Origin of the sequence: Pseudomonas sp. NPDC089734, from assembly GCF_044748865.1 — a bacterium.
In the GTDB taxonomy this organism is placed as follows: Bacteria; Pseudomonadota; Gammaproteobacteria; order Pseudomonadales; family Pseudomonadaceae; genus Aquipseudomonas.
Genome location: NZ_JBIVGV010000003.1, coordinates 45,877 through 66,281 on the forward strand (window position 1 = coordinate 45,877; position 20,405 = coordinate 66,281).

Consider the following 20,405-nt stretch of genomic DNA (forward strand, 5'->3'; position numbering starts at 1 on the left):
CTGTACCGGGTCGTACCTGCACACGTGAGTCGGGTTCACTTCAAAAAGACTGGTTGGCGGACTTCATTGCGGAGGGCTCTCTGATATGGAGCGTCTGCCCCGTTTCTTTTCTGCCTTGACCCGTTGGGGGCTTGGTCTTTGTGCGCTGCTGTTGATACTGGCTGCCCTGTATGTCAGCGTCGGTCGCCAGTTGATGCCGATGGTGGCTGAGTATCGGGTCGATGTGGAGACCAGGGCCAGTGCCGCGTTGGGCATGCCGTTGACCATTGGCAGCCTGGAAGGAAGCTGGAGCGGGTTTTCTCCGGTGCTGCTGGCCCATGATGTGATGGTGGGCGAGGGGGCCAATGCCTTGCGGCTGGATCAGGTCAAGGTTCTGCCTGATCTCTGGGAAAGTCTGGCGGCACGTGATGTGCGTATCGCTCACCTTGAAGTCGGTGGCCTGCAAGTGATCCTCAAGCAGGATCAGGAAGGGCTCTGGGCGGTTCAGGGGCTGCCGGTTCAGGAAAATGCACCGCTTGATCCCGAGCAGTTGCTGACCCATATGCAAAAGGTGTCACGCCTCTCGCTGCTCGACAGCCAGGTCACCCTGCACCCTTATGACGAGTCGCCGTTGACGCTTACCTATGTCAGCTTCAGCCTGATGACCGGTAGCTATCATCAGCGCCTGGATGCGCGCATGACCTTGCCGGATGGCCAGCCACTGGCACTGAACCTGCGCTCACGAGTCCAGGCCAGCCATTGGCAGGACGGGGAAGCCGATCTGTATGTGAGCCTGCCGCAGAGCGATTGGGCCAAGTGGCTGCCCAAAGAGCTGACCCGACAATGGACGGTGCCCGCGCTCAAGGCCGGTGGCGAGTTCTGGCTGAGCTGGGGCAAGGGGACTGTCCAGAGTGCGGTTGCACGGCTCAATGCACCGACGATCAAGGCCGGGTACGCCGAGCACAAGCCTGCAACCCTCGACAATCTGGCCCTCAATGCCTGGTTCGAGCGTAACGAGAGCGGTTTCGACCTGACGCTGGACTCTCTGGCTGTAAGCCTGGGCAAGGACCGTTGGGAAAGTCGACTGAAGCTGACCCGAACCACGGGCACGGCGGACCGAGAAGACCTTTGGCATGTGCAGGCCGACAGGCTGGACCTGACACCTCTCACACCGCTGCTCGATTCCGTTGCGCCCTTGCCGGACGGTTTCAGGACCGTGCTCAACAACCTCAAGGCAACCGGCAGCCTGCGCAATGTCCTGCTCGACTATCGGCCTCGGGAAACGGGTGACAAGCGTCTGAGCTTTGCGGCCAATCTGGACCAGGTCGGCTTCAATGCCTATCACGGTGCGCCAGCTGCCGGAAATGTCAGCGGCGCCATCAGTGGCGATCTGGGACAGGGCGAGCTGCGTCTGGCCACCGATGACTTCATGTTGCATCTGGACCCGATCTTCAAGAACCCCTGGCACTACCTGAAGGCCAATGCCCGCCTGACCTGGAAGCTGGATGATCAGGGTTTCACCCTGATTGCCCCCTACATCAAGGTGCTGGGAGAAGAGGGCAAGATCGCTGCCGACTTCCTGATCCGCCTGCACTTCAGTCATGACCAGGAAGACTATATGGACCTTCGGGTCGGCATGGTCGATGGCGACGGGCGCTACACCAGCAAGTATCTGCCTGCCGTGTTGAGTCCCGAGCTGGATAAGTGGCTGCGCACGGCGGTTGTCAGTGGCGCAGTCAATCAGGGTTTTTTCCAGTATCAGGGTTCCCTGAACAAGAACTCACCGGATACCGCTCAGGTCATCAGCCTGTTTTTCGATGTGCATGATGCCACCCTGGCCTTCCAGCCGGGCTGGCCGTCGCTCAACGGCGTTGACGGCAAGGTGTATGTCGAAAACAGCGGTGTGCGCATCAAGGCCAGCAAAGGGCAGTTGCTCGATACCCTGGTCAGCAATGTGCAGGTGAATATTCCGCATGTGCCGAGCGGTCAGTCGAGTCACCTGCTGGTGGATGGCGACTTTGCCGGCACCTTGGTCGATGGGCTGAAAATCCTTCAGGACGCTCCGATCGGCACCGCCAGTACCTTCGCGGGCTGGCAGGGTGAAGGGCCGCTCAAGGGCAAGCTGAAGCTGGATATTCCGCTGGCCAGGGAAGGTGAGCCGAAGATCGCCGTGGATTTCAGCACCGAGGGCGCACGCCTGAAGATCGCTGATCCGGTGCTGGATATTACCCAGCTCAAGGGCGATTTCCGTTTCGATAATGCCAGGGGCGTGAGCGCCAAGGGCGTTCGCGCTCAGGTATTCGAGCGTCCGGTGACGGCGGAAGTCGCTGCCGAGGGCAAGCCCGGAGCCAACGTGACCCGGGTCGTGGCCAATGGGCAGATTACGCTGAAGAGGCTGACCGAATGGCTGGGCATGACCCAGCCACTGCCGGTGTCGGGTGAGTTGCCCTATCGCATGCAGCTCACGCTTAACGGCACCGACAGTCCTCTGGTCATCAACTCCACTCTTAAAGGCGTGGCAGTCGATCTGCCTGCCCCGTTCGGCAAGAGTGCCGAGGAAGAGCGAGCCAGCGAATTTCGCATGACCCTTCAGGGACCTGAGAGGCGCTTCGGTGCGGCCTATGGCGATCTGGCGAACCTGGCTTTTGCCGCACCGGCCGGCAAGCTGGCAGAAGGGCGTGGCGAACTGTTTCTCGGGCAGGGTGGAGCCATTGTTCCGGATGCCAAGGGGCTGCGGATAAGAGGCAGTCTGTCTGAACTGGATGTGGCTCCCTGGCAGGCCATTGCACAGCGTTACACCGGCAGCGATCCGGGCGGCAGCGCCAGACAGTTGCTCAGCGGTGTCGACCTGAAGGTCGGCAAGTTGACGGCCATGGGCATGACGATGGATCAGGTGCGGGTGCAGTTGCAGCGTAATGCTTCTGCCTGGGCACTTTCCCTGGACAGCGATCTGGTCAAGGGCACGGCTTCGCTGCCCGATAGCAAGACGGCCCCGATTGGTATCGACCTGCTTTATGTTCGCTTGCCTGCGCCTGACCCGAAGGCCGCCGTGGTGGAGAACCCGCCCGATCCTCTGGCCGATATCGACCCGAGCAGGATTCCGGCCACGGATATCAGGATTGCCCAGTTGTTCCAGGGTGAGCAACTGCTGGGAGGCTGGGCCTTGAAGGTCAGGCCTTCGGCGACCGGGATACGTTTGTCCGACATGAATCTTGAGCTCAAGGGCATGTCGTTGCAGGGGGATGGCAGCTGGGAAGGCCCACCGGGAGCGAGCAGCAGTTGGTTCAAGGGGCGGCTCAGTGGTCAGAATCTGGCCGATGTCCTGAAGGACTGGGGCTTTGCACCTACCGTGACCAGTGAAAGCTTCGAGATGGATGTCGATGGCCGCTGGCCCGGTTCGCCTGCCTGGGTCGGGCTCAAGCGGTTCTCGGGCAGCCTGGATGCGACTTTGCGTCAGGGGCAGTTCGTTGAAGTGGAAGGCGGGGCGCAGGCCTTGCGGGTGTTCGGCCTGTTGAACTTCAACTCCATCGGTCGCCGACTGCGCCTGGACTTCTCCGACCTGCTGGGCAAGGGCCTGAGCTATGACCGGGTCAAGGGGCTGCTGGTGGCCAGCGATGGCGTGTATGTCACGCGCACCCCGATTACCCTGACCGGGCCGTCCAGCAATCTGGAGCTCAATGGCACGCTGGACATGGTCCGTGATCGTGTCGATGCCAAGTTGCTGGTGACCTTGCCGGTGACCAACAACCTGCCGATTGCGGCGCTGATTGTCGGTGCGCCAGCCATTGGCGGGGCGTTGTTCCTTGTGGACAAGTTGCTGGGGGATCGCGTCGCACGGTTTGCCAGTGTGCAGTACAAGGTCGAAGGTCCGTGGAAAGAGCCGAAAATCACGTTCGACAAGCCTTTTGAAAAGCCTCAATAGCGTGTCATGGAGTACAGTGGCCACATGTCATGTAAGGGAAGTGCCATGTCTTTTGCCGTGATTCAGATGGTCAGTCAGAGCGACGTGTCGGGCAATCTTGCCCAGGCCCGCAGGCTTCTGGAACAAGCTGCCGAAAGCGGAGCGCGTCTTGCAGTTCTGCCCGAAAACTTCGCAGCGATGGGCCGCCGGGATATCGCTGATATCGGGCGTGCCGAAGCACGGGGAGATGGTCCCATCCTGCCATGGTTGAAACAGGCGGCCCGCGACCTCAGGTTATGGATCGTGGCCGGGACCTTGCCGTTGCCGCCCGATGGCCAGCCTGACGGCAAGGTGACGGCCTGTTCGTTGCTGGTGGATGATCAGGGTGAACAGGTGGCCCGCTATGACAAGCTGCATCTGTTCGATGTCGACGTCGCTGACAATCGCGGTCGCTATCGTGAATCGGATGACTATGCTCATGGGAACAACATTGTCGTGGCTGACACACCTGTAGGGCGTCTGGGCCTGAGTGTCTGTTACGACTTGCGCTTCCCTGAGCTTTACACCGCCCTGCGTGAAGCCGGAGCGGAATTGATTACAGCCCCCTCGGCCTTCACGGCGGTGACCGGCGCTGCACACTGGGAGATTCTGGTCCGGGCGCGCGCCATTGAAACCCAGTGTTATGTGCTGGCGGCCGCACAAGGCGGAACTCATCCAGGGCCTCGGGAAACCTACGGTCATGCAGCGATCGTCGACCCATGGGGGCGGGTGCTGGCACGGCAGGAGCAAGGGGAAGCCGTGCTGCTGGCCGAACGAGACAGTGAAGAACAGGCGTCCATACGGGCGCGGATGCCGGTGTCCAGTCACCGGCGCTTTTTTTCGCAGGACGCCGTGCGGCCTGCTTCGGAGTGAATATGAGTGGCTTGTCCTCTGTCAGTGAACATCTTCTGGCGCCCGGTGGCTTGAGCCTGGACAGCCTGCAATCGGTATTGGGCGAGTTGGCCGGCCCGGGCATCGATGCGGCCGACCTGTATTTCCAGGGCCTGATTTCCGAATCCTGGTCTCTGGAGGACGGCATCGTCAAGGAAGGCAGTTTCAACCTGGATCAGGGCGTCGGTGTACGTGCCCAGTCCGGCGAAAAGACCGGCTTTGCCTACAGCAATGCAATCACTCTGGAAGCCTTGACCTCGGCGGCCCGTGCTGCCCGTTCCATTTCCCGTGCGGGTCAGAATGGCCGGGTTCAGGCTTTTACCACTCAGGATGTCGCTCAACTGTATGCGCCGGATAATCCGCTGGAAGTGATGAGCCGTGCTGAAAAGGTCGAGCTGCTCAAGCGTGTCGATGTGGCTACCCGAGCCCTGGACCCGCGTATCCAGAAGGTATCGGTCAGCATGTCTGGTGTCTGGGAGCGCATTCTGGTCGCGGCGGCCGATGGCACGCTGGCCTCCGATGTGCGGCCTCTGGTGCGTTTCAACGTCAGTGTCATCGTCGAGCAGAACGGTCGCCGCGAGCGTGGCGGTCATGGTGGCGGCGGTCGTACGGACTACCGTTATTTCCTGTCTGAAGACCGTGCCATGAGCTACGCCCGTGAGGCGTTGCGCCAGGCACTGGTTAACCTCGAAGCGATTCCTGCTCCGGCGGGAACCCTGCCTGTGGTACTGGGTTCCGGCTGGTCCGGTGTGTTGCTGCACGAAGCGGTCGGGCATGGTCTGGAAGGCGATTTCAACCGCAAGGGCAGTTCGGCCTACAGCGGACGGATTGGCGAGAAGGTCGCCTCCAGCCTCTGCACCATCGTCGATGACGGCACGCTGGCCGGACGTCGTGGCTCATTGAGCGTGGACGACGAAGGTACGCCGACCGAATGCACGACCCTGATCGAGAATGGCGTGCTCAAGGGCTACATGCAGGACAAGCTCAATGCCCGTCTGATGGGCGTGGGCCGTACTGGTAACGGTCGTCGTGAATCCTATGCGCACCTGCCGATGCCGCGCATGACCAATACCTACATGCTGGCGGGCCAGAGCGATCCGCAGGAAATCATCGCTTCGGTGAAGAAAGGTATCTATTGCGCCAACCTGGGCGGTGGTCAGGTCGACATCACCAGTGGCAAGTTCGTGTTCTCCACCAGCGAAGCCTATCTGATCGAAGACGGGAAAATTACCGCTCCGGTCAAAGGTGCGACCCTGATCGGCAATGGCCCGGAAGCCATGAGTCGGGTGTCGATGGTGGGTAATGATCTGTCGCTGGACAGCGGCGTCGGTGTCTGTGGCAAGGATGGTCAATCGGTGCCGGTCGGTGTCGGTCAGCCGACGCTGAAGATCGATGCGATCACGGTCGGTGGTACTGGCGGTTGAATGTGAGTCGGGGCTGATCGCCAGCGATCAGCCCCGATCGGTCGTGATCAACGCAGGCCGCGTTGAACCTCGTCCAGCTCACGGATGTATTTAAAGATTTTGCGGCTGGTGGCCGGCGGTTTGTTGCGTGCCACTTCGTGCTGGGCCTGACGGATCAGGGAGCGCAGTTGCTGGCGGTCGGCCTCGGGGTAATCGTTGAAGAACTTTTCGAGGTCGCCGTCATTGCCTGAGATCAGGCGATCACGCCAGCGCTCCAGGGCGTGGAAGCGTTCGTTGTACTGGCGAGTGGAGGCGTCGAGTTGGTCCAGCAGTTCCAGGATGGCTTCCTGGTCCTGGTCACGCATCAGCTTGCCAATGAACTGGATGTGGCGTTTTCGTGCAATGTGAGCCGTGTGCTTGTGAGCTTCGGCCAGCGCCTTGCGCAAGGCGTCGGTCAGCGGCAGCTTGGCCAGCACATCGGGCTTGAGTGTTGTCAGTCGCTCGCCAAGATCAACCAGAGCATGCAGCTCACGTTTGACCTGGCTTTTGCTTTTCTCCCCGTCGAGGGAGTCGTCGTAAGAATCAACCATGGGGGCCGTCCGCAAATAAACGCCGCCATGATAACCAGTCGAGGGCCGCTTGTCCGGCCCGCTCGGTATTCGGCGTGTGCCGAAAGCAGAATTTGATGGAGAAAATCATGAGTGCAACCCAAAGCGTCGGCCCACAGGCCTTGCCCGAGCTGCAGGAACAGGTCGAGCAGATCATTGCCGAGGCCAGGCGTCAGGGCGCCAGTGCCTGTGAGGTCGCCGTGTCGCTGGAGCAGGGGCTGTCGACGTCGGTTCGCCAGCGGGAAGTGGAAACCGTGGAGTTCAACCGCGATCAGGGGTTTGGTATCACCCTGTATGTCGGTCAGCGCAAAGGCTCGGCCAGTACCTCGGCCAGCGGGGCCGATGCCATCCGCGAAACCGTGGCCGCTGCACTGGCGATTGCGAAGCATACTTCCGAAGACGAAAGCTCCGGTCTTGCCGACGCCGCGCTGATGGCCAGGGAGAACAAGGATTTCGATCTGTTCCATGCCTGGGACATCACGCCCGAGCAGGCCATCGAAAAGGCTTTGATCTGTGAAGCTGCGGCATTCGATGCCGACAGCCGGATCAAGAACGCCGATGGCACCACGCTCAATACCCATCAAGGCTGCCGCGTCTACGGCAACAGCAACGGTTTCATCGGTGGCTACGCCTCGACACGCCATAGCCTGAGCTGCGTGATGATCGCGGAAGGTGAAGGCCAGATGCAGCGCGATTACTGGTATGACGTCAATCGCATCGGACCGCAACTGGCCGATGCCCAGAGCATTGGTCGCAAGGCGGCCCAGCGTGCCGCGAGCCGTCTGGGCGCACGCCCTGTACCGACGTGTGAAGTGCCGGTGCTGTTTTCGGCAGAAATGGCCGGAGGTCTGTTCGGCAGCCTGTTGTCGGCGATTGCCGGTGGCAACCTGTATCGCAAGTCCTCCTTTCTGGAGGGGGCATTGGGGCAACGCCTGTTCCCTGAGTGGCTGACCATCGACGAGCGCCCACACCTGATGCGCGCCATGGGCAGTTCCGCTTTCGACAGTGATGGTCTGGCCACCTACGCCAAGCCGTTCGTGGAAAACGGTACGCTGGTTTCCTACGTCTTGAGCACCTATTCCGGTCGCAAACTGGGTCTGCCCAGCACGGCGAACGCCGGTGGCGTGCATAACCTGTTCGTCACCCATGGCAGCGAAGACCAGGCAGCACTGATCCGGCGCATGGGGCGTGGCCTGCTGGTCACCGAACTGATGGGCAGCGGCCTGAACATGGTGACCGGTGATTATTCCCGTGGCGCTGGAGGTTTCTGGATCGAAAATGGCGAGATCCAGTTCCCGGTTCAGGAAGTGACCATTGCAGGCAATATGCGTGACATGTTCAAGCAGATCGTCGCCGTTGGCAGCGATCTTGAGTTACGCAGCAACATCCGTACAGGCTCGGTGCTCATCGAGCGGATGATGGTTGCGGGTAGCTGAACCCCTTCGCGAATGAATTCGCTCCTACAGACGCCGTAGGAGCGGATTCATCCGCGAATAACCATCCCCCCATATCCCTTCTCAATCCTCCTTTCCCGTCCCCACTTTAAACTCCACTCTTGTTTTGATTCTTAATCTCATTCAATAATGAATATCATTTCTAAAATGAGATGCGGTCATGGGGTCTGTGTTGCACGAGCTGCCTTACCTGGAAAACTGGCGCGGGTTGAGCCTGCGGATTCGTTGTGCCCTCGAGCCTGACGAACCCCGCCTGATCGAGCATTACCTGGCCGAAGGTCGCTACCTGGCACGTTTTACGGCCACTCCACAGATGCTTATTGCCGAAACCACATTTCGCCTGCTGATGGACACGGCGCGTGACACGGTCTTGCCGTGGCACTGGCGCTGTCTGTGTCTTGATCAGGCATGGCGGCCGCTGCGCGATGTAAAAGCGCTGGCCTCCACCCCCGCACGGCATCAGCGCTGGGAAGCCTGCGTGCATCAATTGGCCTCCTGCGTCTTACAGCCTTCGATTTCTCTCACTGAACTGGTGCAAGGACATTCCGATGAGTAATACCCGTATCGAACGCGACAGCATGGGCGAACTGCAGGTCCCGGCCGAGGCCTTGTATGGCGCACAGACTCAGCGTGCGGTGGATAACTTCCCGATCAGCCAGCAGCGCATGCCAAAGCAGTTCATTCGTGCCCTGCTGCTGGCCAAGGCGGCAGCGGCTCAGGCCAACCTTGAGCTGGAACAGATCAGCGAAGGCCAGAGCAAAGCCATCGTCAGTGCCGTGAAGGACCTGCTGGCCAGTGACTTCATGACTCACTTCCCGGTGGACATCTACCAGACTGGTTCCGGCACCAGCACCAACATGAACGCCAACGAGGTGATTGCGACCCTCGCCACCCGCGTGCTGGGCGAAACGGTCAACCCGAACGATCACGTCAACTGCGGCCAGAGCAGCAACGACATCATTCCGACCACCATTCATGTCAGCGCTGCGCTGGCGCTGCATGAGCAACTGCTGCCGGCCCTGACTCATCTGGTGCAGGTCACCGAGCACAAGGCCGTGCAGGTGCATGACTTCGTCAAGACCGGTCGTACTCACTTGATGGACGCCATGCCGGTCCGCATGAGCCAGGTTCTGAACGGCTGGTCGCAGCAGATTCGCGCCAATATCGAACACCTGCAAGCCTTGCAGCCGAGCCTGCAAGCGCTGGCTCAGGGCGGTACGGCGGTGGGAACCGGTATCAACGCGCACCCTGAGTTTTCCGCACGTTTCAGCAAACACCTGAGCGCCCTGAGTGGCGTGCAGTTCGTACCGGGCAAGGACCTGTTCGCCCTGATCGGTTCCCAGGACACCGCCGTTGCCGTTTCCGGTCAACTCAAGGCCACCGCCGTTTCGCTGATGAAAATCGCCAACGACCTGCGCTGGATGAACTCCGGGCCGCTGGCCGGCCTGGGCGAAATCGAGCTGCAAGCCTTGCAGCCGGGCTCTTCGATCATGCCGGGCAAAGTCAATCCGGTGATCCCTGAGGCGACGGCGATGGTGGCCGCACAGGTCATCGGCAACGATGCGGCCATTACCGTGGCGGGGCAGTCCGGCAATTTCGAGTTGAACGTGATGTTGCCGATCATCGCCCAGAACCTGCTCAGCAGCATCGAGTTGCTGACCAACTCCAGCCGTCTGCTGGCCGACAAGGCGATTGCCAGCTTCAAGGTCAACGAAGCCAAGCTCAAGGAAGCGCTGTCGCGCAACCCGATTCTGGTGACGGCGCTCAACCCGATCATCGGCTACCAGAAGGCGGCCGAAATCGCCAAGAAGGCGTACCAGGAAGGGCGTCCGATCATCGATGTCGCCCTTGAACACACCGATTTGCAGCGCAGTCAGCTGGAAGTGCTGCTCAATCCCGAAAAACTCACTGCTGGCGGCATCTGATACAAGCCCGCCTGGAGGTATGTCATGCAGCATTGGAAACGCATCATCGAACAGGCCAATCGCTGTTTCAATCTGGGCGAGTGGGTCGAGGCCCGCGAGCTTTACCTTCAGGCGCTGGCACTGGCTCAAGTGCTGTTCGAGCGCTGGCCGGATGCCGACGAAGCGGTGGCGGCCTGCGTCATTTCCCATCACAACCTGGCCGATCTGCACTTGAGCCTGGGGCAGCCGGAGGAGAGCGCCGAGTATCTGTGCGCAATCCACCAGTGCCTGCTGCAAGCCATGCAGGATTCCCGTCTGCCCAAGGCCTTGCGCGAAGCCGCGCTGCGTCACAGCAACAAGACCTATGCCGAACTGCTGGGTTTTATCAGCGAACACGGCGAATACCCGAGGACTCATCGATTGCTGAACAGCAACAGTGAGCATACGCGCTCATCGTTGCAGCGAAGTTCGGCTGCCACTCCTGGCCTTTTCTACGGAGCACATTGATATGCCTTACACCTTGCCTGCACTGCCTTATGCCTACGATGCCCTGGAACCGCACATCGATGCGCAGACCATGGAAATTCACTACACCAGGCACCACCAGACCTACATCAATAACCTCAACGCGGCCGTCGAGGGGACCGAGTTCGCCGAGTGGCCCATCGAGAAACTGGTCGCCAGCGTCAAGCAACTGCCTGAAAAACTGCGTCCGGCCGTGATCAATCAGGGCGGCGGTCACGCCAACCATTCCCTGTTCTGGACGGTGATGGTGCCAGGCGGTGGTGGCGTGCCTTCCGGGGCAGTGGCCAAGGCGATCGACGAGCAACTGGGTGGCTTCGACAGCTTCAAGGAGGCCTTCACCAAGGCGGCCCTGACTCGTTTCGGCAGCGGCTGGGCCTGGCTGAGCGTGACGCCCGAGAAAAAACTCGTGGTTGAAAGCAGCGGTAACCAGGATAGCCCGTTGATGAATGGCAATACGCCGATTCTGGGCCTGGACGTCTGGGAGCACGCTTACTACCTGCTGTATCAGAACCGTCGCCCTGAATACATCAATGCGTTCTACAACGTGATCAACTGGGATGAAGTATCCCGGCGTTATCAGGCCGCTCTGGCCTGACTTCCCCATAACAAGACCTAAGGCAGTTTATGCGTTCGGAAATACTCACGATCAGCAGTGTGCGGTTGTTCCGTCTCGCGATCGGGACAGTGCTGTTGCTGGCCGGTATGGCGTTGCTGGTCGCGCAGGGGCTGGCCTGGCTCAATCTGGAGCCACGTCTCATGCGTGCGCTGGAGGGCGGCGCCATCTGCGCGCTGGGAACGGCGCTTGGAGCGGTTCCGGTGCTGGTGATCCGGAGCATGCCCATCATGGTGTCCGATGGGCTGCTCGGCTTCGGTGCTGGCGTCATGCTGGCTGCGACGGCGTTTTCCCTGATCGTTCCGGGGCTTGAGGCGGCCGAAGGTCTTGGTTTTTCATCCTGGGGTGCGGCAGGTCTGGTCAGTTCAGGCATCGTTCTCGGTGCGTTGTGCCTGTTCATGGTCGATTACAGCGTGTCCAAAGGCTCGCCCGTAGGCGGTACGGCGGAGCACCCGGCGATTGCCCCACGAATCTGGCTGTTCGTGATAGCCATCGTGGCCCACAACATCCCGGAAGGGATGGCGATTGGTGTCTCGGCAGGCGGCGGCTTGTCGGAGGCCGACAGCCTGGCCATCGGTATTGCCCTGCAGGACGTGCCTGAAGGGCTGGTCATTGCCATGGTGCTGGCCGGTGCGGGCATGTCGCGGGGCAAGGCGTTTCTGATCGGGGCCGCCTCCGGTCTGGTCGAGCCGCTGTTTGCCGTGCTGGGGGCCTGGCTGGTGGGAATTGCCGAGCAATTGCTACCGTTCGGTCTGGCCCTGGCGGCAGGTGCAATGCTGCTGGTGGTCACCCATGAAATCATCCCGGAATCACGCCTGAACGGGCATAACAAGATTGCCAGTCTGGGATTGATTGTGGGGTTTTGCATGATGATGGCGATGGACACCGCGCTGGTTTGATCGCCATGGGCACGGGGCCGCTTTTCAGAGGCTCTGTGTCAGAAGCGTACGCAGCCAGATCCGGGCTGCGTCGCGGTGTGTGCGTTCATGCCAGGCCAGGACCTTGCTGAAGCCTGTTATGTCCAGCGGCGGGCTTACCAGCGTCAGGCCTTCCGATGGCTTGATCAGCCGTTTGGGGACGACGGAAATCAGATCGCTCTCCCTCAGAATTTCCGGTAGCACCAGAAAGCTGGTGACCGATACCGTGACGCGTCGCTCGCGGCCTATACGTGCCAGAGCCTCATCAGTGACACCTCTGAACCCCCCTCCAGCGTAGGACACCATGGCGTGCTCCAGGGCGCAGAAGTGTTCCAGTGTCAGCGTTCCGTCCGCCAGGGCCGGATGATCGTGCCGCAGGGCGCACACATACTGCTCGTCGTAGAGGGGATGGCTGTGCAGGCCGGGGGAGGTGGTTTCAGGCGTCAGAATGGCCATGTCCAGCGTGCCGGTTTCAAGGGCCGCGTTGACCTGAAGGTCGTCGACCGGATGCACCGCAAGCCGAATCCCGGGGGCCTGTACACGCAGTGCGGCCAGAAAAGGCACGATCAGGGTCCGCAGAGCGTAATCCGTTGCCGCGATGGAAACCGTCAGCGTTGCCGTGGCTGGGTCGAATCCGTCGGGTTGTAACAGGCGCTCTATTTCTTCCAGCATGCTCTTTACCGGCCTGGCCAGTTCAAGGGCGCGGGTCGTCGGCACAATGCCGCGTTGTGCTCGCACGAAGAGCGGGTCACCGAAGGCTTCACGCAGGCGTGTCAGCATCCCGCTGACGGCGGGTTGAGTCAGTGAAAGCCTGGCCGCAGCGCGAGTGACGCTACGCTCATCGAGAAGTGCGTCCAGCGCTTTCAACAGATTGAGGTCCAGACTTCTGATATCACGCTGCATGATGGATAGGCTCAGGAATCGCGATTGGTCTTATGAATAGTCGACGCTCATGATGGGGGCCGTCAACTCACAACGGCATATTTCCACGAGGATTACTCATGAGCGCGATCATCTGGCCTGAAGGCTACACACCCGGTATCACCGATAACTATGTGTCCAACGAGATCGTGGTGAGTGGCCTGACAGCGGCTCAGGTATGGGCCAGTCTCAACGACACCTCACTCTGGCAGGGCTTTTACAGCAACGTGTCGGATATCCGGTTCCATGATGGATCCGGCCCACAGTTATCCGATCAGGCGCGTTTTCGCTTCACGACCTTTGGCTTTCCCGTCGAGGCGCAAGTGGTGGAATACCTTCCGCCGGTTGCGGGTGAGCCTGCACGGATTGCCTGGCACGGCTGGGTTGAGGGGGATGAGCTGAGCCGACTGGACGTGCATCACGCCTGGTTGTTTGAGGATTTGCCGGGAGGGCGGGTGCGGATTCTGACCCAGGAAACGCAGAATGGAGCGCCAGCGCGTGAGTTGGCGAAAACCCTGCCCAACCCCATGCTCAACGCTCATCAGGAGTGGATCGAAGGGCTGGCGCGTCAAGCGCGCAGTTGAGACGGGAACCGCGCTCCGGAATCGGGGCGCGGCAGGCGACGATGGGCTTATTCGCCTTCGTCGAAGCGGTTATTGATCAGCTCGACCAGACCATCCAGTGCATCCTGCTCGCCTTCGCCTTCGGTCAGCAGATGAATCTCGGTGCCTTTACCGGCCGCCAGCATCATCACTGCCATGATGCTCTTGCCATCGACCATGCTGTCCGGTGAACGGCCAACTCTGATCTGGCAGGGAAACTTGCCGGCGACACCCACGAACTTGGCGGCAGCGCGGGCGTGCAGGCCCAGTTTGTTGATGATGGTGATTTGACGAGCGGGCATCGCAGTGAAAATCCTTTCAGCTTAGGTCGCGGTGGCGAACCTGAACGTTCTTGAGTGATTGTTGCAGGACCTGACCCAGTCGTTCCGTCAGGTAGACGGAGCGGTGATGTCCGCCTGTGCAGCCAATGGCAATGGTAACGTAGGACCGGTTACTGGCCGCGAAGCGAGGCAGCCATTTGTTGAGGTAGGAAAAAATGTCCTGAAACATCTCCTCCACATCCGGCTGAGCGGCCAGATACTCGACAACCGGTGCATCGAGGCCGGAATGATCACGCAGTTCCGGCTTCCAGTACGGGTTGGGCAGGCAGCGCACATCAAAGACGAGATCCGCATCTACCGGCATGCCACGTTTGAAACCAAAGGATTCGATCAGGAATGCCGTGCCGGGTTCCGGCCTGTTCAGCAGGCGAAGCTTGAGGGTATCGCGTAGCTGATAGAGGTTCAGGTGCGTGGTGTTGATCTTGAGGTCGGACAGATCGATGATCGGTCCCAGCAATGTGGTTTCGTCATGGATGGCTTCTGCCAGCGAGCGGTTCGCCGTGCTCAGCGGATGACGACGGCGCGTTTCGGAGAAACGCTTGAGCAGGGTGGCTTCATCGGCATCCAGGTAAAGAACGTCGCACTGGATATTGCGCGCACGTACTTCTGCAAGCATCTGCGGGAAACGCGTCAGGTGACTGGGCAGGTTGCGTGCGTCGATGGAGACCGCCAGCAGGGGCTCGGCCAGTTCCGTGTTGATCAGGGCACGCTCGGCCAGTTCCGGGAGCAGGCCGGCAGGAAGGTTATCAACGCAGTAGAAACCGTTGTCTTCCAGCACATCCAGAGCCGTGCTCTTGCCTGAACCCGAGCGACCACTGACGACGATCATGCGCATGATCAGTGCCCGTTCTGTACGTCCAGTACCACTTTATAAAGCGTTTCACCGCTTTCGGCACTGCGTAGGCGATCACGCACTTCTGTGCGGTCGAGCATGCTGGCGATCTGGCGCAGCAGCTCCAGGTGTTCATCGGTGGCAGCTTCCGGGACGAGCAGGACAAACAGCAGGTCGACCGGGGCACCGTCGATGGCATCGAAATCGATAGGGGATTCCAGACGGATAACCGCGCTGACCGGCGTTTCACAGCCTGGCAGGCGGCAATGGGGAATGGCGATGCCGTTTCCAAAACCGGTCGATCCCAGTTTTTCACGGGCAACAAGGCTTTCAAACACGGTTTGCTGATCCATGCTCGGCACTTCGCGGCCGATCAGGTTGGCAATTTGTTCGAGTACACGCTTTTTACTGCCGCCCGGCACGTTCACGCATGAACGGCCGGGGGTCAGGATATTTTCAAGTCGGATCATTTGGATGAGTGTTAGCGAGCTGTCGCACCTTTAAGGATGTTCTGCTGCTTCTCCTTGTGCTTGAGCAATTGTCTGTCGAGCTTATCAGTGAGAAGGTCGATGGCTGCGTACATGTCGTCATGCTCGGCATTGGCCACCACCTCTCCACCATGGATGTGCAGCGTGGCTTCGATTTTCTGCTTCAGCTTCTCGACAGCCATCGTGACCTGCACGTTAGTAATCTTGTCAAAATGCCCTTCGAGCTTCTTGAGCTTGAGCTCCACGTATTCGCGAAGGGGCTTGGTCACTTCCAGTTGGTGTCCACTGATATTGACTTGCATACAGCTTTCTCCTTTGCCAGTGCATAAAGAGGCAGGGGGTTATTCCTGCCGCTGGAACGCTGTGGCTCTGCCTGCATCACATCAGTCGCTTGCGCTCACTCGAAGGTGCAATCCCCAGTGATTCGCGGTACTTGGCAACTGTGCGACGGGCGACTTGAATGCCTTGTGCCTCCAGTAAACCAGCGATCTTGCTATCACTCAACGGCTTTTTCTGATTTTCGGCGGCAACCAGTTTTTTAATGATTGCGCGGATTGCCGTCGAGGAGCATTCGCCGCCTTCAGAGGTGCTTACGTGGCTGGAGAAGAAGTATTTCAGCTCGTAAATACCCCTTGGGGTGTGCATGAACTTCTGGGTGGTGACGCGGGAGATCGTCGATTCATGCATGCCCACGGCTTCGGCGATGTCATGCAGGACGAGCGGCTTCATGGCTTCGTCGCCATATTCAAGGAAACCGCGTTGATGCTCGACGATCTGGGTCGCGACCTTCATCAGGGTTTCGTTGCGGCTTTGCAGGCTCTTGATGAACCAGCGAGCCTCCTGCAACTGGTTGCGCATGAAGGTGTTGTCGGCGCTGGTGTCGGCCCGGCGTACGAAACCGGCGTATTGCGGATTGACGCGCAGGCGTGGCACCGATTCCTGGTTCAGCTCGACCAGCCAGCGCTCGTTGTCCTTGCGCACGATCACGTCCGGTACAACGTATTCGGCTTCGGTGGATTCGATCTGTGAGCCCGGACGCGGGTTCAGGCTCTGGACCAGCTCGATGACCTGGCGAAGTTCGTCTTCCTTGAGCTTCATGCGACGCATGAGCTGTGTGTAGTCTCGGCTGCCCAGCAGGTCGATGTAGTCGGTGACCAAGTGTTGGGCTTCGCTCAGCCAGCGGGTTTTTGCCGGCAGTTGGCGCAGTTGCAGCAACAGGCATTCGCTCAGGTTGCGGGCACCGATACCGGCGGGCTCGAATTGCTGGATTCTGTGCAGAACGGCTTCGATTTCGTCGAGTTCGATATCCAGTTCAGGGTCGAATGCCTCGACAATCTCTTCCAGGGTCTCGTCGAGATAGCCCTGGTTGTTGATGCAGTCGATCAGGGTCACGGCAATCAGCCGGTCCTTGTCCGACATCGGCGCGACGTTCAGTTGCCAGAGCAGATGGCTTTGCAGGCTCTCGCCGGCGGATGTGCGGGTGGTGAAATCCCATTCATCGTCATCGTTGCTGGGCAGGCTGCTGGCGCTGGTCTGATAAACGTCTTCCCAGGCGGTGTCGACAGGGAGTTCGTTGGGAATGCGTTCGTTCCACTCGCCGTCCTCCAGGTTGTCCACGGTCGGCGTGGATTCCTGGTAGGTGGGCTCCTGAACCTCTGTATTGGGCTTTTGCTCGATATTGTCGGCCAGGGGATCGGAGTTGTCGAAGTCGTCGCCTTCTTCCTGGCGTTCCAGCATAGGGTTCGACTCCAGCGCCTCCTGGATTTCCTGCTGGAGATCCAGGGTCGATAACTGGAGCAAGCGGATAGCCTGTTGCAGCTGCGGCGTCATCGTCAGCTGCTGGCCCATTCTCAAGACTAGCGATGGTTTCATGGCAGGGGCTAAACACCTTATTCGCCGGCGCACATGCGCCATCCACTACAGGGCGCCGAAGCGCCAAACTTAAGCAAGTTATATGCCTGAATCTGAAGTGTTTGCCTAGAGCGTCATGACAAATAATGAATTGTCAACAGGGTGCTCAGACAATGCTCGGGTCAAAAGAGCTGGAACACTGCATCGACTTACAGGCGGAACTCGTGGCCGAGATAGACTTCTTTCACCAGCTGGTTTGCCAGAATGGTCTCTGAGTCGCCTTCGGCGATCAGTTGGCCATCGTTGACGATGTAGGCGGTTTCACAGATGTCCAGGGTTTCGCGGACGTTGTGATCGGTGATCAACACGCCGATGCCCTTGGCTTTCAGGTGATGAATGATCTGCTTGATATCGCCCACCGAGATGGGGTCTACGCCTGCGAACGGTTCGTCGAGCAGGATGAACTTGGGAGCCGTGGCCAGTGCCCGTGCGATTTCGACCCGGCGGCGTTCACCGCCCGAGAGGCTCATGCCCAGGTTGTCGCGGATGTGGCTGATGTGGAATTCCTGCAGCAGGCTTTCCAGCTCCTTGCGGCGTGCTGCGCCGTCAAGTTCCTTGCGGGTTTCAAGGATTGCCATGATGTTGTCGGCCACGGACAGCTTGCGGAAGATCGAGGCTTCCTGAGGCAGATAGCCGATGCCTGCGCGTGCGCGGCCGTGCATCGGCTGATGGCTGACATCCAGGTCGTCGATCAGGACGCGGCCCTGATCGGCCTGTACCAGACCGACAATCATGTAGAAGCAGGTCGTCTTGCCGGCACCGTTGGGGCCCAGCAAGCCTACGATCTGACCGCTGTCGATGGACAGACTTACATCGCGTACGACCTGACGGCTCTTGTAGCTCTTGGCCAGGTGCTGGGCTTTAAGCGTCGCCATTTACTGGGCCTTCTGCTGTTCGGTTTTCTTTTTGGGCTGGATGACCATGTCGATCCGTGGGCGCGGCGCGGTCACTTTGGCGGCGCCATTGGCCCGGCCTGCGGTGACAACCTGTCTCACGGTGTCATAGACGATCTTTTCGCCTTCGGAAGTGTTGCCGTCGTTGATGACCTTGGCCTTGTCGATCAGCACGATGCGGTCTTGTGCCGCGTAATACTGAATGGTCACGCCGTAAGCCTGCACGATCGGCTTGTCCACGGACGGCTTCTGCTCGTAATAGGCCAGGTTGCCGACGGAGGTGAATACGTCGACTTCGCCCTGTGCATTGCGAGTGATGGTCACGGTGTTGCCGGTGATCTTCATCGAGCCCTGAGTGATGATGACGTTGCCTTTGTAGGTGGCCACGCCTTTCTTGTCATCGAGCTGCGCATCGTCCGACTGGATATGGATCGGCTGATCGCGGTCGGTTGGCAGGGACCAGGCGCTCGGGCTTCCCAGTGCTGCGCCCAGGCCGAGCAAAAAAGGAAGAGTTTTAACGAGACTCATACTGTCCTCTTACGTTGGACAGCAGGTCCATCCTGCCGTCGTTCAAATACGCTTTCATTCCCTTGGCTGTCGTTACACCGCCAGCGGCGTCGATTCTAACGATTTGCTCGGTCTGCGCATATTGCTTCTGTGGGAATACGGTCATACGACTGCTGGTAATGATAGTCGTACGCTTCTTTTCATCGGTACGTGCAACACGCACGGAGTCAATCAGTTCAACCTCTGTACCACCCGGCGAGACCTCGCCCCGCTTGCTCTGGACGTGCCAGGGGAACAGGGTGCCGCGGTACATCTGCAGGTCGGGCGTGGTCAGCAGGGTCACGTCCGTGGCCTTGATGTGTTCGACCTTGTCTGCCGTCATTTCATACTGAAGCTTGCCGTCCGGCAGGTACTGCACGCTGCGGGCGTTGATGGCGTAGTAGTCGATGGCGGTGTCGTCGGCGGTTGCGACGGGCTGGTCCATGAAGCTTTCCGGGCTGATGTTCCAGTAACCGGCGGCGGCAAGCAGCAGTCCCAGCACTCCGAAAAGCAGGAATGTACGGATTTTTTTAGTGAGCATATTCATGGCCCGTATTCAGGACTTTCAGAAATAGGGTAGTAGTCATTACATGACTCCTGCACGCAGAAGATCCTGCAGGTTGAATGCACCGATCGGATGGTCGTTTTCATCGACGACGATCAAGGCGCTGATCTTGTGATCCTCCATGATCTTCAGGGCTTCGGCGGCGAGCATGTCGGCACGCGCTGTCTTGCCGTGAAGGGTCATGACTTCATCGATGGTGGTTTCGCGGATATCGATCGGGCGATCCAGTGTGCGGCGCAGGTCGCCGTCGGTGAAGATCCCGGCCAGCTTGCCGTCGACATCGGTGATTGCCGTCATGCCCAGGCCCTTGCGGGTCATTTCCAGCAGCGCGTCGCGCAGCGGGGTGCCCCGCAGCACCCTGGGCAGTGTGTCGCCGCTGTGCATGACATTCTCGACTTTCAGCAGCAGGCGTCGGCCGAGCGCGCCGCCGGGGTGCGAAAAGGCGAAGTCTTCGGCGGTAAAGCCGCGTGATTCGAGCAGGGCAACGGCCAGCGCGTCACCCATGACGAGGGCGGCGGTGGTCGAGGACGTCGGGGCCAGGTTCAGCGGACACGCTTCCTGATCCACCTGGACGTTCAGGTTGACGTCGGCCGCCCTGGCCAGAACCGAGGCCGGATTGCCTGTCAGGCTGATCATTTTGATGCCCAGGCGTTTGATCAACGGCAGGAGTGTGACGATTTCATTGGTCGTGCCGGAGTTGGACAGGGCCAGAATGATGTCGTCGCGGGTAATCATCCCCATGTCGCCATGGCTGGCTTCGGCGGGATGAACAAAATAGGACGTTGTACCGGTGCTCGCCAGGGTGGCGGCGATCTTCCGGCCGATATGCCCGGACTTGCCCATGCCGACCACCACGACACGCCCCTGGCTGGCCAGAATCATTTCGCACGCCCGCACGAAATCTGCATCGAGCTGGCCCAGCAAGCCTTGTATGGCTTCTATTTCGAGGCGGATGGTTCGTTGCGCGGATTGAATCAGGTCGCGGGATTGGTTCATGTCTTGAAATGGTCGGCTTGCTGAAAGGCGGCGATTATAGCGGTAATGTACGATTCCCTCACGTCTGATCGTCGTG

General features: G+C 59.7%; 21 protein-coding genes. 10 read left to right on the forward strand and 11 right to left on the reverse strand.

From position 1 onward, the window contains the following. The first annotated feature begins 85 nt into the window (after positions 1 to 85). Genes ACIPY9_RS04960 through tldD form a run of 3 tightly spaced genes read left to right on the forward strand, consistent with a single transcriptional unit; the run spans position 86 to position 6,234 of the window. Positions 86 to 3,901, forward strand: coding sequence for a YhdP family protein (locus tag ACIPY9_RS04960; RefSeq protein ID WP_400697542.1), 3,816 nt, complete (start codon positions 86 to 88; stop codon positions 3,899 to 3,901). A 45-nt stretch (positions 3,902 to 3,946) separates the two neighbouring features. Next, on the forward strand, positions 3,947 to 4,792 hold the full coding sequence (locus tag ACIPY9_RS04965; RefSeq protein ID WP_400697543.1) for a carbon-nitrogen hydrolase family protein: 846 nt from the start codon (positions 3,947 to 3,949) through the stop codon (positions 4,790 to 4,792). A gap of 2 nt (positions 4,793 to 4,794) precedes the next feature. Further along, positions 4,795 to 6,234 (forward strand): metalloprotease TldD, encoded by a 1,440-nt coding sequence (tldD, locus tag ACIPY9_RS04970; RefSeq protein WP_400697545.1) that lies wholly within the window; start codon positions 4,795 to 4,797, stop codon positions 6,232 to 6,234. Between the two features lie 47 nt (positions 6,235 to 6,281). Here tldD and yjgA read toward each other — a convergent pair whose 3' ends face one another. Then, positions 6,282 to 6,803: a ribosome biogenesis factor YjgA gene (gene yjgA / locus ACIPY9_RS04975; protein ID WP_400697548.1), complete on the reverse strand. Its 522-nt coding sequence runs from the start codon at positions 6,801 to 6,803 to the stop codon at positions 6,282 to 6,284. 107 nt (positions 6,804 to 6,910) lie between these two features. Here yjgA and pmbA point away from each other — a divergent pair, with 107 nt between their 5' ends. The 6 genes from pmbA to ACIPY9_RS05005 all read left to right on the forward strand — a co-directional run bounded on the left by pmbA (position 6,911) and on the right by ACIPY9_RS05005 (position 12,216). Beyond that, positions 6,911 to 8,257: a metalloprotease PmbA gene (gene pmbA, locus ACIPY9_RS04980; protein WP_400697550.1), complete on the forward strand. Its 1,347-nt coding sequence runs from the start codon at positions 6,911 to 6,913 to the stop codon at positions 8,255 to 8,257. A 178-nt stretch (positions 8,258 to 8,435) separates the two neighbouring features. Continuing rightward, positions 8,436 to 8,831, forward strand: a complete 396-nt coding sequence (locus ACIPY9_RS04985; protein ID WP_400697553.1) for a FagA protein — start codon at positions 8,436 to 8,438, stop codon at positions 8,829 to 8,831. Next, on the forward strand, positions 8,824 to 10,200 hold the full coding sequence (locus ACIPY9_RS04990; RefSeq protein ID WP_400697555.1) for a class II fumarate hydratase: 1,377 nt from the start codon (positions 8,824 to 8,826) through the stop codon (positions 10,198 to 10,200). Before ACIPY9_RS04985 ends, ACIPY9_RS04990 begins: the two co-directional genes overlap by 8 nt. A gap of 24 nt (positions 10,201 to 10,224) precedes the next feature. Continuing rightward, positions 10,225 to 10,686 (forward strand): hypothetical protein, encoded by a 462-nt coding sequence (locus ACIPY9_RS04995; protein WP_400697557.1) that lies wholly within the window; start codon positions 10,225 to 10,227, stop codon positions 10,684 to 10,686. A gap of 1 nt (position 10,687) precedes the next feature. Next, positions 10,688 to 11,299, forward strand: a complete 612-nt coding sequence (locus tag ACIPY9_RS05000; protein WP_400697559.1) for a superoxide dismutase — start codon at positions 10,688 to 10,690, stop codon at positions 11,297 to 11,299. 29 nt (positions 11,300 to 11,328) lie between these two features. Next, complete coding sequence (locus ACIPY9_RS05005) at positions 11,329 to 12,216, forward strand: ZIP family metal transporter (RefSeq protein WP_400697562.1); 888 nt, start codon at positions 11,329 to 11,331, stop codon at positions 12,214 to 12,216. Between the two features lie 24 nt (positions 12,217 to 12,240). Here ACIPY9_RS05005 and ACIPY9_RS05010 read toward each other — a convergent pair whose 3' ends face one another. Further along, the gene (locus ACIPY9_RS05010; protein WP_400697565.1) at positions 12,241 to 13,137 is read right to left on the reverse strand and encodes a LysR family transcriptional regulator; all 897 of its coding nucleotides are present in this window, start codon (positions 13,135 to 13,137) and stop codon (positions 12,241 to 12,243) included. 98 nt (positions 13,138 to 13,235) lie between these two features. Between ACIPY9_RS05010 and ACIPY9_RS05015 the strand changes: the two genes are divergently transcribed. Beyond that, positions 13,236 to 13,739: an SRPBCC domain-containing protein gene (locus tag ACIPY9_RS05015; protein ID WP_400697567.1), complete on the forward strand. Its 504-nt coding sequence runs from the start codon at positions 13,236 to 13,238 to the stop codon at positions 13,737 to 13,739. Positions 13,740 to 13,786: 47 nt separating this feature from the next. Here ACIPY9_RS05015 and ACIPY9_RS05020 read toward each other — a convergent pair whose 3' ends face one another. From ACIPY9_RS05020 to ACIPY9_RS05060, 9 genes are all read right to left on the reverse strand, one after another. After that, positions 13,787 to 14,059 carry an HPr family phosphocarrier protein gene (locus ACIPY9_RS05020; RefSeq protein ID WP_073168369.1) on the reverse strand — a complete coding sequence of 91 codons (273 nt, stop codon included), beginning with the start codon at positions 14,057 to 14,059 and terminating at the stop codon, positions 13,787 to 13,789. Positions 14,060 to 14,075: 16 nt separating this feature from the next. Further along, on the reverse strand, positions 14,076 to 14,933 hold the full coding sequence (gene rapZ / locus ACIPY9_RS05025; protein ID WP_400697571.1) for an RNase adapter RapZ: 858 nt from the start codon (positions 14,931 to 14,933) through the stop codon (positions 14,076 to 14,078). A 2-nt stretch (positions 14,934 to 14,935) separates the two neighbouring features. After that, positions 14,936 to 15,400, reverse strand: a complete 465-nt coding sequence (gene ptsN / locus ACIPY9_RS05030; RefSeq protein WP_400697574.1) for a PTS IIA-like nitrogen regulatory protein PtsN — start codon at positions 15,398 to 15,400, stop codon at positions 14,936 to 14,938. Positions 15,401 to 15,411: 11 nt separating this feature from the next. Next, complete coding sequence (gene hpf, locus ACIPY9_RS05035) at positions 15,412 to 15,720, reverse strand: ribosome hibernation-promoting factor, HPF/YfiA family (protein ID WP_122317084.1); 309 nt, start codon at positions 15,718 to 15,720, stop codon at positions 15,412 to 15,414. A gap of 76 nt (positions 15,721 to 15,796) precedes the next feature. Next, the gene (locus ACIPY9_RS05040) at positions 15,797 to 17,290 is read right to left on the reverse strand and encodes an RNA polymerase factor sigma-54 (RefSeq protein ID WP_400697576.1); all 1,494 of its coding nucleotides are present in this window, start codon (positions 17,288 to 17,290) and stop codon (positions 15,797 to 15,799) included. A 188-nt stretch (positions 17,291 to 17,478) separates the two neighbouring features. Further along, complete coding sequence (gene lptB, locus ACIPY9_RS05045; RefSeq protein ID WP_400697578.1) at positions 17,479 to 18,204, reverse strand: LPS export ABC transporter ATP-binding protein; 726 nt, start codon at positions 18,202 to 18,204, stop codon at positions 17,479 to 17,481. Continuing rightward, positions 18,205 to 18,750: a lipopolysaccharide transport periplasmic protein LptA gene (gene lptA / locus ACIPY9_RS05050; protein ID WP_400697580.1), complete on the reverse strand. Its 546-nt coding sequence runs from the start codon at positions 18,748 to 18,750 to the stop codon at positions 18,205 to 18,207. It abuts the gene before it with no gap. After that, positions 18,737 to 19,309 carry an LPS export ABC transporter periplasmic protein LptC gene (gene lptC, locus ACIPY9_RS05055; RefSeq protein ID WP_400697583.1) on the reverse strand — a complete coding sequence of 191 codons (573 nt, stop codon included), beginning with the start codon at positions 19,307 to 19,309 and terminating at the stop codon, positions 18,737 to 18,739. The genes lptA and lptC overlap by 14 nt, the downstream gene beginning before the upstream one ends. A gap of 45 nt (positions 19,310 to 19,354) precedes the next feature. After that, positions 19,355 to 20,329 carry a KpsF/GutQ family sugar-phosphate isomerase gene (locus ACIPY9_RS05060; RefSeq protein ID WP_400697585.1) on the reverse strand — a complete coding sequence of 325 codons (975 nt, stop codon included), beginning with the start codon at positions 20,327 to 20,329 and terminating at the stop codon, positions 19,355 to 19,357. Between the last annotated feature and the right edge of the window lie 76 nt (positions 20,330 to 20,405).